The sequence below is a fragment of the Streptomyces sp. NPDC001568 genome, assembly GCF_042893755.1.
Lineage (GTDB): Bacteria > Actinomycetota > Actinomycetes > Streptomycetales > Streptomycetaceae > Streptomyces.
The window spans coordinates 249,998-263,860 of record NZ_JBIAVF010000006.1 but is presented as its reverse complement, the minus strand read 5'-3'; the positions used below and the strand labels follow the sequence as shown (position 1 = coordinate 263,860).

Genomic DNA, 13,863 nt, shown 5'->3' with positions numbered 1-13,863 from the left:
ACTTCGACCTTCAGTCTGCCGTACAAAAGGGGCTCATCCCCACTTCGCGTGATCCACGCATGTCCGCCCCCCATCGCGTGATAGGCGATGGGGGGCGGAGCGTCAGCGGGTCACGCGAAGTGTCAGACGCCGAACGGCGCCGGGTAGCGGATGGTGCCCGTGGGGACGGGGACCCGGTCGTCCAGTACGAGCGCCATCATGGCCTCGTCCGGCACCTCGAAGGGTGCCCGGATCCCGAACCGCGACGCCGGCGTGAAGCCGAAGCGCGCGTAGTACTCGGGGTGTCCGAGCACCAGGACCAGTGCCTCACCCCGCTCCCGGGCCGCCGCGAGCAGGGCCCGTACGACGCTGCTCCCGGCCCCCGAACGCTGGTGCGCGGGGTCGGTGGCGACCGGGGCGAGCGCGAGCGCCGGCGTCCCGTCCACCTCGCAGCGGGTCAGCAGGGCGTGCGCCGCCACCGACCCGTCGGGCGCCTCGGCGACGTACGACAGCCCCGGCAGCCAGGACGCGTCGGCGCGCAGCGCGTCCACGAGGTCCGCCTCCGACGGGGTCTCGAAGGCCGCGAGGTTGACGGCGCGCACGCCGGCCGCGTCGGCCGGGGTCTCCGGCCGGGCCGGCCACCGCCCGTCGGCGCCGGCGGTCACCGGACCCAGGACGTAGCCCGTGTACCCGTACTCGTGCCCGTGCCGCACCCGTACGTCGAGTTCCTCGCGCACGGAGGCCAGGGCGACGCCCGCCGCGGCGGGCGTGGCGTCGGCGTCCCGGACGCGTTCGCCGAGCGGGCCGTAGTACTCGGCCCAGTCGGAGTCGGGTTGGGGGTGGACGCCCAGCACGCGGTACCCGGCCGCCTGTGCGGCGGCCAGGTTGCGGGCGGGTCGGCGCAGCGGGTACCGCGGGTCCCAGAAGGCCCGCGCCCCGGCGGAGGGTCGCGCCACGGTCCACTCGCACTCGCTCAGCACGAGCGTGCCGCCGGGCGCGAGCAGTCGCTTCCACTGCGCGAGCGCCCGGTCGAAGCCGATGACGTAGGCGGAGCCCTCCGCCCACACGAGGTCGAAGGAGCCGTCCTCGAAGGGGAGCGCGCCCATGTCCGCCCTGACGGCGCGCACGCGGTCGGTGAGCTCGCGGGCCGCGGCGGCGCCGCGGAGTTCGTCGAGGAACGGTTCGTACAGGTCGACGGCGGTCACCTCGGCGAGGCCCGCGCCGCCCGCCTCGGCGGCGAGCAGCAGGGCGCTGCGGCCGGGGCCGCAGCCGATGTCGAGGACGCGCGGCCGCTCGGGCAGCGGTCCGCACAGGGACAGCAGCCGGCGCGTGGACGCGTCGGAGCCCGGGGACTGGCGGGGCAGGCCCCGGTGCAGCTCCATGAAGGCCGCGAGGACGGCCTCGTCGGAGGCGTCGGAGGATGAACCGGTGGTGCTGGTGTGGTCGGTCAACGTGAACCCTTGAGAAGGGGGCTCCGGCCGACGGGGTCGATCGCTGGGATCAGACCCGGCCGGACGCCCGGAAGGAAGTGGTGAGGTCCCGGAGTTCGCCGCGCTTGGTCGCGACCACTACGACGGTCATCAACCCCACCTCTTTCCCGCTCGTGTGCCGACCCGATGTTCCGAGACGTGTTTACACAAGTCGAACACGTCTTCGTCCACCGTAACATCCGGCCGTAAACAGCTGATGAATGCCGGCTTCCATTCATCCGATAGCCTCTGCCGACGTGCCGCCACCCCTCGTGGCGGCCGTCCCGTACGCGCTGCAAGGAGTGAGTTCGTCTGCCGACCGTCATCCTCACCGGCCCGCCGGTACCCGGATCGCCGCTTTCGGACGAGCTGCTGTCGCTCGGGTTCGACGTCCGCCCGGTCACCGGTCCCGAAGACGCCGCCGCGGCCCTGGCCGACGTACCGGCCGACCAGCGCGTGGCCGTCGTCGACAGTGCCTTCGTCGGGCACGTCCACGCCCTGCGCCTCGCGCTGACCGACCCCCGCTTCGACGCCTGCGCCGTCACCGGCGCGCTCGCCGTACGGGGTGACGCCCGCGCCGCCCTCGACGAGGCCGTGGCCCTCGCGCCCGAGGCGCTCGGCGCCGGGCCCTACCCCGACCGGCTCGCGGCCGCCGTCGAAGGCTCCGGCACGACGGTCCAACGACCCGAACTCGGCACGCTCGTCGCCGCCGTGCCCGCCGGTGAGGCGGAGCGCGAGAGCGCCGTCGCCGCCGTCGCGGCCGTGGACGACGAGGCCGTCCGGCTGCGGACCGCGGTCAAGTCCCGCGACGGGTTCTTCACCACCTTCTTCATCAGCCCCTACTCCCGCTACATCGCCCGTTGGTGCGCGCGCCGCGGCCTCACCCCGAACCAGGTCACCACGGCCTCGCTGATCACCGCGTTGATCGCGGCGGGCTGCGCCGCCACCGGTGACCGCTGGGGTTACGTCGCGGCCGGTGTGCTGCTGCTCGTCTCCTTCGTCCTGGACTGCACCGACGGGCAGCTCGCCCGCTACTCGCTCCAGTACTCGACGATGGGCGCCTGGCTCGACGCGACCTTCGACCGGGCGAAGGAGTACTCCTTCTACGCGGGCCTCGCGCTCGGCGCGGCCAGGAACGGCGACGACGTCTGGGGCCTGGCCCTCGGCGCGATGATCCTCATGACCTGCCGGCACGTCGTCGACTTCTCCTTCAACGAGGCGAACCACGACGCGACCGCCAACACGAGTCCCACCGCCGCCCTGTCCGACCGGCTCGACAGCGTCGGCTGGACGGTCTGGGTCCGGCGGATGATCATCCTGCCGATCGGTGAGCGCTGGGCGATGATCGCGGTCCTGACCGCCGTCACCACCCCCCGCGTGGTCTTCTACGCGCTGCTCATCGGCTGCGCCTTCGGGGCCCTCTACACGACCGCCGGCCGCGTCCTGCGCTCCCTCACGCGCAAGGCGACCCGTACCGACCGGGCGGCGCAGGCCCTCGCGGACCTCGCCGACTCCGCGGTGCTCGCCTGGACCTCCGCCCGAACCGGCAAGCGGCCCGACCGGGCCGCGGTGTGGCTGGCGGGGCTCGCCTCGCTGCTGCTGACCGGCGCCGCCCTCACCCGCGACTTCGGCGACCCCTGGCTGATCGGGACGGCCCTGGTCTACGTCGTGATCTCCGGGGCGGCGGTCGAGCGGCCCCTCAAGGGCTCCCTCGACTGGCTGATCCCGCCGTTCTTCCGGTTCGCCGAGTACGTGACGGTCCTCGTCCTCGCCTGGAAGGCGGACGTGCCCGGAGCCCTTCCCGCCGCATTCGGACTGGTCGCGGCGGTCGCCTACCATCACTACGACACGGTCTACCGCATCCGTGGTGGCTCGGGCGCGCCCCCGCACTGGCTGGTGCGGGTGACCGGCGGCCACGAGGGCCGGGTCCTGCTGACCGTGGTCCTGGCCACCGTCCTCGCCCGTGACGCGTTCCCCGTCGCGCTCACGGCCATGGCCGTGTTCGTGGCACTGGTGGTGCTCGTGGAGAGCATCCGCTTCTGGGTCTCCTCCGGAGCACCCGCCGTACATGACGAAGGAGAACCAGCATGATCGGCCTTGTACTCGCTGCCGGTGCCGGACGCCGCCTGCGTCCCTACACCGACACCCTGCCCAAGGCCCTCGTGCCCGTCGGCCCCGAGGGCCAGGAGGAGAGCCTGACGGTCCTCGACCTGACCCTGGGCAACTTCGCGGAGGTCGGCCTCACCGAGGTCGCCGTCGTCGTCGGCTACCGCAAGGAAGCCGTGTACGAGCGCCGCGAGGCCCTGGAGGCCAAGTACGGCGTCACGATCACGCTGATCGACAACGACAAGGCCGAGGAGTGGAACAACGCCTACTCCCTGTGGTGCGCGCGTGACGTCATCAAGCAGGGCGTGATCCTCGCCAACGGCGACACCGTCCACCCCGTGTCGGTCGAGAAGACCCTGCTCGCCGCCCGCGGCGAGGGCCGGAAGATCATCCTCGCCCTCGACACGGTCAAGAGCCTGGCCGACGAGGAGATGAAGGTCGTCACCGCCGAGGGCCGGGGCGTGCGGAAGATCACCAAGCTGATGGACCCCGCCGACGCCACGGGCGAGTACATCGGCGTCACGCTCATCGAGCCCGAGGCCGCCGAGCAGCTGGCCGAGGCCCTGAAGACCACCTTCGAGCGCGACCCCGACCTCTACTACGAGGACGGCTACCAGCAGCTCGTGAACGACGGCTTCACCATCGACGTCGCTCCCATCGGTGACGTCAAGTGGGTCGAGATCGACAACCACGACGACCTCGCCAAGGGCCGGACGATCGCATGCCAGTACTGACGCGGCTGATCCCCTCGCCCGTTGTCGTCGACATCAGCCGGGGGGCGATGGACGACCTGGCCGGCCTGCTCGCCGACCAGCGCATCTCCGCGTCCGGCAAACTCGCCATCGCGATCAGCGGGGGCTCCGGTCAGGCGCTGCGCGCCAAGCTGGAACCCGTCCTGCCGCACGCCGACTGGTACCCGGTCGTCGACGGCACCATCGACTCCGCGGTCAAGCTGGCCGACGACATAAAGGGCCGCCGCTACGACGCCGTCGTGGGCCTGGGCGGCGGCAAGATCATCGACGTGGCGAAGTACGCCGCGGCGCGGGTCGGGCTGCCCATGGTGGCCGTCGCCACCAACCTGTCGCACGACGGGATCTGCTCCCCTGTGTCCATCCTGGACAACGACAACGGGCGCGGCTCCTACGGGGTGCCCACCCCGATCGCGATGGTCATCGACCTCGACGTGATCAAGGACGCCCCGGTGCGGTTCATCCGCGCGGGCATCGGCGACGCGATCTCCAACATCTCGGCCATCGCCGACTGGGAGCTCTCGCACGCGATCACCGGCGAGGCCGTCGACGGCCTCGCGGCCGCCATGGCCCGCACCGCCGGCGAGTCCGTGCTCCGCCACCCCGGCGGCTGCGGGGACGACGAGTTCCTCACCGTGCTCTCCGAGGCCCTCGTGCTGTCCGGCATCGCCATGTCGATCAGCGGCGACAGCAGGCCCTCCTCCGGCGCCTGCCACGAGATCAGCCACGCCTTCGACCTGCTCTACCCGGGCCGCTCCGCGCTGCACGGCGAGCAGGTCGGCATCGGCGCCGCCTTCGCCATGCACCTGCGCGGGGCCGCCGAGAAGGCCGGGCTCTTCGTCGAGGTGCTGCGCGGTCACGGACTGCCCGTGCTGCCCGAGGAGATCGGGTTCAGCGTCGAGGAGTTCGTCGCGGCCGTCGAGTACGCCCCCCAGACCCGTCCGGGACGCTTCACCATCCTGGAACACCTCAACCTGTCCGCCGCCGAGATCAGGGACGCTTACGCCGACTATGCCAAGACCATCCGTAGCTGAACTCCGGCCCGTCGTTCACCCGGCGGGCGTGAAGGACCGGCGCAGCGGGGAGCACTGGGGCGGCCGCCTGTACATGCGCGAGATCTCCCTGCGCATCACCCGCCTGCTGGTCACCACCAAGGTCACGCCCAACCAACTGACCTACGTGATGACCCTGGCCGGCGTCCTCGCCGCCCCGGCCCTGTTGGTGCCGGGCGTGTGGGGCGCCGTCCTCGGCGTGGTCATGGTCCAGCTGTACCTGCTGCTCGACTGCGTCGACGGCGAGGTTGCCCGCTGGAAGAAGCAGTTCTCGCTGTCCGGGGTCTACCTCGACCGCGTCGGCGCCTACCTGTGCGACGCGGCGGTCCTGGTCGGCTTCGGCCTGCGCGCCAGTGACCTGTGGGGGACAGGCCGCATCGACTGGCTGTGGGCCTTCCTGGGCACCCTGGCGGCGCTCGGCGCGATCCTGATCAAGGCCGAGACCGACCTGGTCGGTGTCGCCCGCCACCAGGTGGGCAAGCCGCCCGTCCAGGAGGCCGCCTCCGAGCCGCGTTCCTCCGGCATGGCGCTGGCCCGCCGGGCCGCGGCCGCGCTGAAGTTCCACCGCCTCGTCCTGGGCATCGAGGCCTCGCTGCTCATCCTGCTGCTGGCCGTGCTCGACCAGGTCCGGGGCGACCTGTTCTTCACCCGGCTCGGTGTCGCCGTCCTCGCCGGCATCGCCCTGCTGCAGACCGTGCTGCACCTGGTCTCCGTCCTCGCGTCGAGCAGGCTCCGGTGAGCGCCCCGCTGCGCGTCGGCGCGGTCGTCATCACCATGGGCAACCGCCCCGACGACCTCAAGGCCCTGATCGAGTCCGTCGCCCGGCAGGACGGCGACCCGGTCGAGGTCGTCGTCGTCGGCCAGGGCGTGGCGCTGACCCCGGAGACGGGTGTCCCCGAGGGCGTGCGCACCGTGGAGCTGCCCGAGAACCTGGGCATCCCCGGCGGCCGCAACGCGGGCATCGAGGCCTTCGGCCCCGGCGGCCGCGACGTCGACGTCCTGCTGTTCCTGGACGACGACGGCCTGCTGGAGCGCACCGACACCGCGGAGCTGTGCCGGCAGGCCTTCACCGAGGACCCGGCGCTCGGCATCGTCAGCTTCCGCATCGCCGACCCCGACACCGGCGCCACCCAGCGCCGGCACGTGCCCCGGCTGCGCGCCTCGGACCCGATGCGCTCCTCCCGCGTGACCACCTTCCTGGGCGGCGCGAACGCCGTCCGCACGAAGGTGTTCGAGCAGGTCGGAACGCTGCCGGGCGAATTCTTCTACGCCCACGAGGAAACCGACCTGGCCTGGCGGGCCCTCGACGCCGGGTGGTCGATCGACTACCGGGCGGACATGGTGCTGCTGCACCCGACGACCGCCCCCTCCCGGCACGCGGTCTACCACCGTATGGTGGCCCGTAACCGGGTGTGGCTCGCCCGTCGGAACCTGCCCGCCCCACTGGTGCCGGTCTACCTGGGCGTCTGGCTCGCGCTGACGCTCGTGCGCAAGCCGTCGGGACCTGCCCTCAAGGCCTGGTTCGGCGGCTTCAAGGAGGGCTGGACCACTCCCTGCGGTCCCAGACGTCCGATGAGGTGGCGTACCGTGTGGCGGCTGACCCGGCTCGGCCGACCGCCTGTCATCTGACAAGCCCGTGTCTGCGACGATGGGCCCCGGTCACGGGTCCGGCGTTGCAGCCCGATGCCCCTTCTGCCGCATCTTGAAGACGGAAAGTTTCGACTTGTGAGTGACACAACCCACGACGGCGCCATCGCCACGAGCAGGCCGGTGTCCGAAGACGCGGGACTGAGCCCCGAGGAGCTCGCCAGGAAGTACGGCCTGTCCGTGAGCGGGGCCCGCCCCGCTCTGGGCCCGTACGTCCGCCAGCTCTGGGGGCGGCGCCACTTCATCATGGCGTTCTCCCGGGCCAGGCTGGTCGCGCAGTACAGCCAGGCGAAGCTCGGCCAGGTCTGGCAGGTGGCGACCCCCCTGCTGAACGCGGCCGTCTACTGGCTGATCTTCGGCCTGATCCTCGGAGCGGGCAAGGAGATGCCCAAGGGCGTCTACGTGCCGTTCCTGATGATGGGCATCTTCGTCTTCACCTTCACGCAGAGCTCGGTGATGGCGGGTGTGCGGGCGATCTCCGGCAACCTCGGCCTGGTGCGCGCCCTGCACTTCCCGCGAGCCGCCCTGCCGGTGTCCTTCTCGTTGCAGCAGCTCCAGCAGTTGCTGTACTCGATGGTGGTCGTCTTCGTGATCGCCGTGAGCTTCGGCAACTACCCGCGGCTCTCCTGGCTGCTGGTGATCCCGACGCTGGCGCTGCAGTTCGTCTTCAACACCGGCCTCGCCATGATCTTCGCGCGGATGGGTTCCAAGACCCCCGACCTCGCGCAGCTGATGCCGTTCGTGATGCGCACCTGGATGTACGCCTCGGGCGTGATGTTCCCGATCGGCATCTACCTCAAGGACCAGCCGCAGTGGATCAGCGACGTGCTGCTGTGGAACCCCGTCGCGATCTACATGGACCTCATCCGGTTCGCGCTGATCGACGACTACGGTGCGAGCAACCTGCCCCCGCACGTATGGCTCTTCGCCGTGGGCTGGGCCGTGGTGATCGGCCTCGGCGGCTTCGTGTACTTCTGGAAGGCTGAGGAGCGTTACGGCCGTGGCTGACAAGACCGACGGACACGTCCCCACCGTGATCGCGAACGACGTCCACATCGTCTACCGCGTCAACACCGGCGGCGCCGGCAAGGGCGCGGCGACCGCCGCGCTGAGCAAGATCATCCGACGCCCCAAGGGCGAGGCCCCCGGCGTGCGCCGGGTGCACGCGGTGCGCGGCGTCTCCTTCACCGCGTACCGGGGTGAGGCCATCGGCCTGATCGGGTCGAACGGCTCCGGCAAGTCCACCCTGCTGCGCGCCATCGCCGGCCTCCTGCCGTGCGAGTCCGGCAAGGTCTACACCGACGGCCAGCCGTCCCTGCTCGGCGTCAACGCCGCTCTGATGAACGACCTGACGGGTGAGCGCAACGTCGTCCTCGGCGGACTCGCGATGGGCATGACCCGCGAGCAGATCAGGGAGCGGTACGAGGACATCGTCGACTTCTCGGGGATCAACGAGAAGGGGGACTTCATCTCCCTTCCGATGCGCACCTACTCCTCGGGAATGGCGGCGCGCCTGCGCTTCTCGATCGCGGCCGCCAAGGACCACGACGTCCTGATGATCGACGAGGCGCTCGCCACCGGTGACCGGAAGTTCCAGGTCCGCTCCGAGGCGCGCATCCGCGAACTGCGGGAGAAGGCCGGCACGGTCTTCCTCGTGAGCCACAACAACAAGTCCATCCGCGACACCTGTAGCCGGGTGCTGTGGCTGGAGAAGGGCGAACTCCTGATGGACGGGCCCACCGAGGAAGTCGTCTCGGCGTACGAGAAGGCCTCCGGCCACTGACCTGCGGATCCTCGCAGGTACCCGGGCCCCTGCCGCGTCCGCGGCGGGGGCCTCGCCGTGCGCCCGCGGGGCCCGGAGCGGGGAAGCGGGATGCGGGGTCGGCGCGGAATTCGGGACGGGGCGACATTCCGTGCTCCGGTGAATACCCGATAGGCCCCCGCGGCGTTGTACAGCGTAAGCTGGACCAGTTCTCCATCGCGCCAAGAGGGGACGAATCCCCGCAGCCGAAACTCCCCGGGTACCCCGGGTAAACTCCGGCGGCGTGTCCGAAATAGGATGACTTGGTTCGGCAGTGTAGAACGGGAGATGTGACGGCAATGGCTACGGGAATTCTCCGGCCCCCAGGCACAGTGGCCGTCCCCGCCCCGGGCGGCGGGCGGTGACCCCCGGGCAAGGCATCCGGCCCGGCGGCCCCGGAGCCCCCGACGGGACGCTGGACCCCCACGCCCGCGCCACCCTCGGCAAGGCCGCCGCCGAGAACTTCCCCGTCGCCCCCGCGTTCCTTCCCCGCGCCTGGCGCGCGGGCCTGATGGCGGTGTACGGGTACGCCCGACTCGTCGACGACATCGGCGACGGCGACCTCGCCCCCGGTGGCCGCGACGCGGTCCTCCTGGGCCTCGACCCCGCCGCCTCGGACGACCGCGACGCCATGCTCGACGCCCTCGAAGCCGACCTCATGCGGGTCTTCGGCGGTACGGACGGCCCCCCGCGCCACCCGCTGCTGCTGGCCCTCCCGCCCGTCGTCCGTGCCCACGACCTGACCCCGGAACCCTTCCTCGGGCTCATCGGGGCCAACCGCCAGGACCAGCGGGTCGCGCGCTACGAGACGTACGCGGACCTCCTGGCCTACTGCGAGCTCTCCGCCAACCCCGTGGGCCGCCTCGTGCTCTCCCTCACCGGAACGAGCACCCCCGAGCGGGTCCGCCTCTCCGACGCCGTCTGCACCGGCCTCCAGATCGCCGAGCACCTCCAGGACGTCGCCGAGGACCTCGGTCGCGACCGCGTCTACCTCCCCGCCGAGGACATGCGCCGCTTCCACGTCACCGAGGCCGACCTCAAGGCGCCGACCGCCGGCGCGTCCGTCCGCGCCCTGATCGCCTTCGAGGCCGAACGCGCACGCCGACTCCTGGACCAGGGCATCCCGCTCGTGGGCAGCGTCCACGGCAGGCTCCGACTGTTGCTCGCGGGCTTCGTGGGAGGAGGGCGCGCCGCCCTCCGAGCGGTCTCGGACGCCGGGTTCGACCCGCTTCCCGGACCGCCCAAGCCCACCCGGAGCGGCCTGCTCCGCGAGGTGGCCGCCGTCCTGCGCACAGCGCCGAGAAAGGGGTGAGCCCGAACGTGGAGGGCCCCACACACGCGTCCGTACCGTCCGCACCCGTCATCGCGGCCTACAGCTACTGCGAGGCCGTGACCGGGACGCAGGCACGCAACTTCGCCTACGGCATCAGGCTGTTGCCCACCGACAAGCGGCAGGCGATGTCCGCGCTGTACGCCTTCTCCCGGCGCGTCGACGACATCGGCGACGGCACGCTCCCGCCCGGGGCGAAGCTCGCCCGCCTGGAGGAGACCCGCGCGCTCCTCGGCCGCATCCGGGCCGAGGAGATCGACGAGGACGACACCGACCCGGTCGCCGTCGCCCTCGCGCACGCCGCGCGCCGCTTCCCGATCCCGCTCGGCGGACTCGACGAACTCATCGACGGGGTCCTGATGGACGTCCGCGGCCAGGAGTACGAGACCTGGGACGACCTGAAGGTCTACTGCCGCTGCGTCGCCGGAGCCATCGGTCGGCTCTCCCTCGGCGTGTTCGGCACCGTGCGGGGCACGGGCCCCGAGGCGGCCCGCGCCGACGAGTACGCCGACGTCCTCGGCCTCGCCCTGCAACTCACCAACATCCTGCGGGACGTCCGCGAGGACGCCGCCAACGGACGCACCTACCTGCCCGCCGAGGACCTCGCCAAGTTCGGCTGCTCCGAAGGCTTCCGCGGCGACCGGGCCCCTGCCGGTTCCGACTTCGCCGGACTCGTCCACCACGAAGTCCGGCGCGCCCGTGCCCTGTTCGTCGAGGGCTACCGGCTGCTGCCCCTGCTCGACCGGCGCAGCGGCGCCTGCGTCGCCGCCATGGCCGGGATCTACCGCCGCCTCCTCGACCGCATCGAGCGCGAGCCCGAGGCCGTCCTGCGCGGCCGCGTCTCGCTGCCACCGCACGAGAAGGCGTACGTCGCCGTACGCGGCCTGTCGGGCCTCGACGCGCGCACCATCTCGCGCCAGAGCACGCGGAGGCGGATCTGATGGACCGCACCACGGACCCCGGCGCCGCCGGCGACCGGGCAACCACCCGGGCCGCCGTCGCGTCCTTCCCGTCGGGCTCCGCCGGACGAGCCCCCGCGCCGGTGCGCCCGGCCGGGCACCGCGGCGCGGGGGAGGGTTCATGAGCGGCAGCGACCGGGGCGGCCTCGACCACGGTGGCCGGCCCGCCGACGACCGGCCCGTCGACGACCGCGCCATCGAGAACCGAGCCGTCGTCGTGGGCGGCGGACTCGCCGGAGTCACCGCCGCACTCGAACTCGCCGACGCCGGACTGCGGGTCACCCTGCTCGAAGGGCGCCCGCGCCTCGGCGGCCTCGCCTTCTCCTTCAAGCGCGGAGACCTGACCGTCGACAACGGCCAGCACGTCTACCTGCGCTGCTGCACCGCCTACCGGTGGTTCCTCGACCGCGTCGACGGCGCCGACCTCGCACCGCTCCAGGACCGGCTCGACGTCCCCGTCCTCGACGTCGCCCACCCGCGCGGCCCCCGCCTCGGCCGGCTGCGCCGCAGCGCCCTGCCCGTACCCCTGCACCTGGCCGGGGCGCTGGCCCGCTACCCGCACCTCTCCCTCGCCGAGCGGGCCTCCGTCGGGCGCGCGGCCCTCGCGCTGCGCCGCCTCGACCCCACCGACCCGGCCCTCGACGGACTCGACTTCGCCACCTGGCTGCGCCGCTACGGCCAGTCCCCCCGCACCATCGAGGCGCTGTGGGACCTCGTCGGCATCGCCACGCTCAACGCCACCGCCGAACAGTCCTCGCTCGGCCTGGCCGCCATGGTCTTCAGGACCGGCCTGCTCTCCGAGAACGGGGCGGCCGACATCGGCTGGGCCAAGGTCCCGCTCGGTGACCTCCACGACACCCTCGCCCGCAAGGCGCTCGACAGGGCCGGCGTGACGACCGCACTGCGCACCCGCGTCACCGCCCTCTCCCGCACCGGGGAGGGCGCCTGGCGGGTCGACACCGAGGACGGGGCCTTCGACGCGGGCACCGTCGTCCTCGCCGTCCCCCAGCGCGAGGCGCACGCCCTGCTGCCCGCCGGGGCCCTGCCCGACCCGGACAAGCTCCTGGACATCGGCACCGCCCCCATCCTCAACGTCCACGTCGTCTACGACCGCAAGGTGCTCAAGCGGCCCTTCTTCGCGGCCCTCGGCTCGCCCGTCCAGTGGGTCTTCGACCGCACCGACGCCTCCGGCATGACCGACGGCGGCCAGTACCTGGCCCTGTCGCAGTCGGTGGCCCAGGACGACATCGAGGAACCCGTCTCGGTCCTGCGCGCCAAGTACCTGCCCGAGCTGGAGCGACTGCTGCCGGCCGCCCGCGGAGCGAAGGTACGGGACTTCTTCGTCACCCGGGAACGGACCGCGACCTTCGCGCCCACGCCCGGAGTCGGCCGACTGCGCCCCGGTCCGCGGACCGACACGCCGGGGCTCTACCTCGCCGGAGCGTGGACCGCGACCGGTTGGCCCGCGACCATGGAGGGGGCCGTGCGCAGTGGCCTCGGCGCGGCACACACCGCACTCGAAGCGCTCGGGCGTCCCGGCGAACACCCGCTGCAGGAGGCGGTATGACGACCGGCACCAGCACCACAGGCACAGCACGAACAGCACGTACAGGAACCAGAGGAGAGCCAGTGAACCCGGGGAACCCGGCTGTCGAGAACACGGCTGCCAGTGTGGGCACGGCCGGAGGGGGCCTGGAGAAGGCGGACACGCTCGCGCTCCTGGAACGCGGCCGCACGCTGTCGACGCCCGTGCTCCGCGCCGCAGTGGACCGGCTCGCGGCGCCCATGGACACCGTCGCCGCCTACCACTTCGGTTGGATCGACGCCGACGGCAACGCGGCGGACGGCGACGGCGGCAAGGCCGTCCGCCCCGCCCTGGCCCTGCTCTCCGCCGAAGCCGCGGGCGCCGCGGCCGAGGTCGGGATCCCCGGCGCCGTGGCCGTGGAACTCGTCCACAACTTCTCGCTGCTGCACGACGACCTGATGGACGGCGACGAGCAGCGCCGCCACCGCGACACGGTGTGGAAGGTCCACGGCCCGGCCCTGGCCATCCTCGTCGGCGACGCCCTGTTCGCCCTCGCCAACGAGGTCCTGCTGGAACTGGGCACCGTCGAGGCGGGCCGCGCGGCCCGCCGCCTGACCACCGCCAGCCGCAAGCTGATCGACGGCCAGGCGCAGGACATCTCCTACGAGCACCGCGAGCGCGTCAGCGTCGAGGAGTGCCTGGAGATGGAGGGCAACAAGACGGGCGCCCTCCTCGCCTGCGCGGTCTCCATCGGAGCCGTCCTCGGCGGCGCCGACGACCGCACCGCCGACAAGCTGGAGGAGTACGGCTACCACCTGGGCCTCGCCTTCCAGGCCGTCGACGACCTCCTCGGCATCTGGGGCGACCCGGAGGCGACCGGCAAGCAGACCTGGAGCGACCTGCGCCAGCGCAAGAAGTCCCTGCCCGTCGTCGCCGCGCTCGCGGCCGGCGGACCCGCCTGCGAGGAGCTCGGCCGGCTCCTCGCCGCCGACGCCAAGAGCAACGACTTCGAGAACTTCTCCGAGGAGGAGTTCGCGGCCCGCGCCGCCCTCATCGAAGCCGCGGGCGGCCGCCAGTGGACCGCCGACGAGGCACGCCGCCAGCACGCGATCGCCATCCGCGCCCTGGACGACGTCGACATGCCGCAGCGGGTGCGCGACCAGCTCGTCGCCCTCGCCGACTTCGTCGTCGTACGCAAGAGGTGATCGCCACCCGACAGCGGATATCGCGCTAGTCGCCGGCCGAC

Annotated in this window: 12 protein-coding genes; 11 read left to right on the top strand and 1 reads right to left on the bottom strand. The window is 72.3% G+C overall.

Annotated features, from left to right (window positions below; all coding sequences use genetic code 11):
* Nucleotides 1–122 precede the first annotated feature (122 nt).
* Nucleotides 123–1,361 carry a GNAT family N-acetyltransferase gene (locus ACFY0I_RS13585; protein WP_388894432.1) on the bottom strand — a complete coding sequence of 413 codons (1,239 nt, stop codon included), beginning with the start codon at nt 1,359–1,361 and terminating at the stop codon, nt 123–125.
* A gap of 399 nt (nt 1,362–1,760) precedes the next feature.
* On the opposite strand from ACFY0I_RS13585, the gene ACFY0I_RS13580 reads away from it, so the two are divergent.
* The 11 genes from ACFY0I_RS13580 to ACFY0I_RS13530 all read left to right on the top strand — a co-directional run bounded on the left by ACFY0I_RS13580 (nt 1,761) and on the right by ACFY0I_RS13530 (nt 13,822).
* A complete protein-coding gene (locus ACFY0I_RS13580) occupies nt 1,761–3,539 on the top strand; it encodes a DUF5941 domain-containing protein (protein WP_388894429.1) in 1,779 nt (592 codons plus the stop codon).
* Complete coding sequence (locus ACFY0I_RS13575) at nt 3,536–4,288, top strand: sugar phosphate nucleotidyltransferase (RefSeq protein WP_388894023.1); 753 nt, start codon at nt 3,536–3,538, stop codon at nt 4,286–4,288. The genes ACFY0I_RS13580 and ACFY0I_RS13575 overlap by 4 nt, the downstream gene beginning before the upstream one ends.
* Nucleotides 4,276–5,337: an iron-containing alcohol dehydrogenase family protein gene (locus tag ACFY0I_RS13570; protein ID WP_362875699.1), complete on the top strand. Its 1,062-nt coding sequence runs from the start codon at nt 4,276–4,278 to the stop codon at nt 5,335–5,337. The genes ACFY0I_RS13575 and ACFY0I_RS13570 overlap by 13 nt, the downstream gene beginning before the upstream one ends.
* Nucleotides 5,315–6,094 (top strand): CDP-alcohol phosphatidyltransferase family protein, encoded by a 780-nt coding sequence (locus ACFY0I_RS13565; RefSeq protein WP_388894019.1) that lies wholly within the window; start codon nt 5,315–5,317, stop codon nt 6,092–6,094. The genes ACFY0I_RS13570 and ACFY0I_RS13565 overlap by 23 nt, the downstream gene beginning before the upstream one ends.
* A gap of 35 nt (nt 6,095–6,129) precedes the next feature.
* Complete coding sequence (locus ACFY0I_RS13560) at nt 6,130–6,984, top strand: glycosyltransferase family 2 protein (RefSeq protein ID WP_388894426.1); 855 nt, start codon at nt 6,130–6,132, stop codon at nt 6,982–6,984.
* 96 nt (nt 6,985–7,080) lie between these two features.
* On the top strand, nt 7,081–8,010 hold the full coding sequence (locus ACFY0I_RS13555; protein WP_388894016.1) for an ABC transporter permease: 930 nt from the start codon (nt 7,081–7,083) through the stop codon (nt 8,008–8,010).
* A complete protein-coding gene (locus tag ACFY0I_RS13550) occupies nt 8,003–8,785 on the top strand; it encodes an ABC transporter ATP-binding protein (protein WP_388894013.1) in 783 nt (260 codons plus the stop codon). Before ACFY0I_RS13555 ends, ACFY0I_RS13550 begins: the two co-directional genes overlap by 8 nt.
* 379 nt (nt 8,786–9,164) lie before the next feature.
* Nucleotides 9,165–10,115 carry a squalene synthase HpnC gene (gene hpnC / locus ACFY0I_RS13545; protein ID WP_388894011.1) on the top strand — a complete coding sequence of 317 codons (951 nt, stop codon included), beginning with the start codon at nt 9,165–9,167 and terminating at the stop codon, nt 10,113–10,115.
* Nucleotides 10,112–11,074 (top strand): presqualene diphosphate synthase HpnD, encoded by a 963-nt coding sequence (gene hpnD, locus ACFY0I_RS13540; protein ID WP_388894008.1) that lies wholly within the window; start codon nt 10,112–10,114, stop codon nt 11,072–11,074. The genes hpnC and hpnD overlap by 4 nt, the downstream gene beginning before the upstream one ends.
* A gap of 139 nt (nt 11,075–11,213) precedes the next feature.
* Nucleotides 11,214–12,659: a hydroxysqualene dehydroxylase HpnE gene (gene hpnE, locus ACFY0I_RS13535; RefSeq protein ID WP_388894005.1), complete on the top strand. Its 1,446-nt coding sequence runs from the start codon at nt 11,214–11,216 to the stop codon at nt 12,657–12,659.
* A 62-nt stretch (nt 12,660–12,721) separates the two neighbouring features.
* A complete protein-coding gene (locus ACFY0I_RS13530; protein WP_388894002.1) occupies nt 12,722–13,822 on the top strand; it encodes a polyprenyl synthetase family protein in 1,101 nt (366 codons plus the stop codon).
* Nucleotides 13,823–13,863 lie beyond the last annotated feature (41 nt).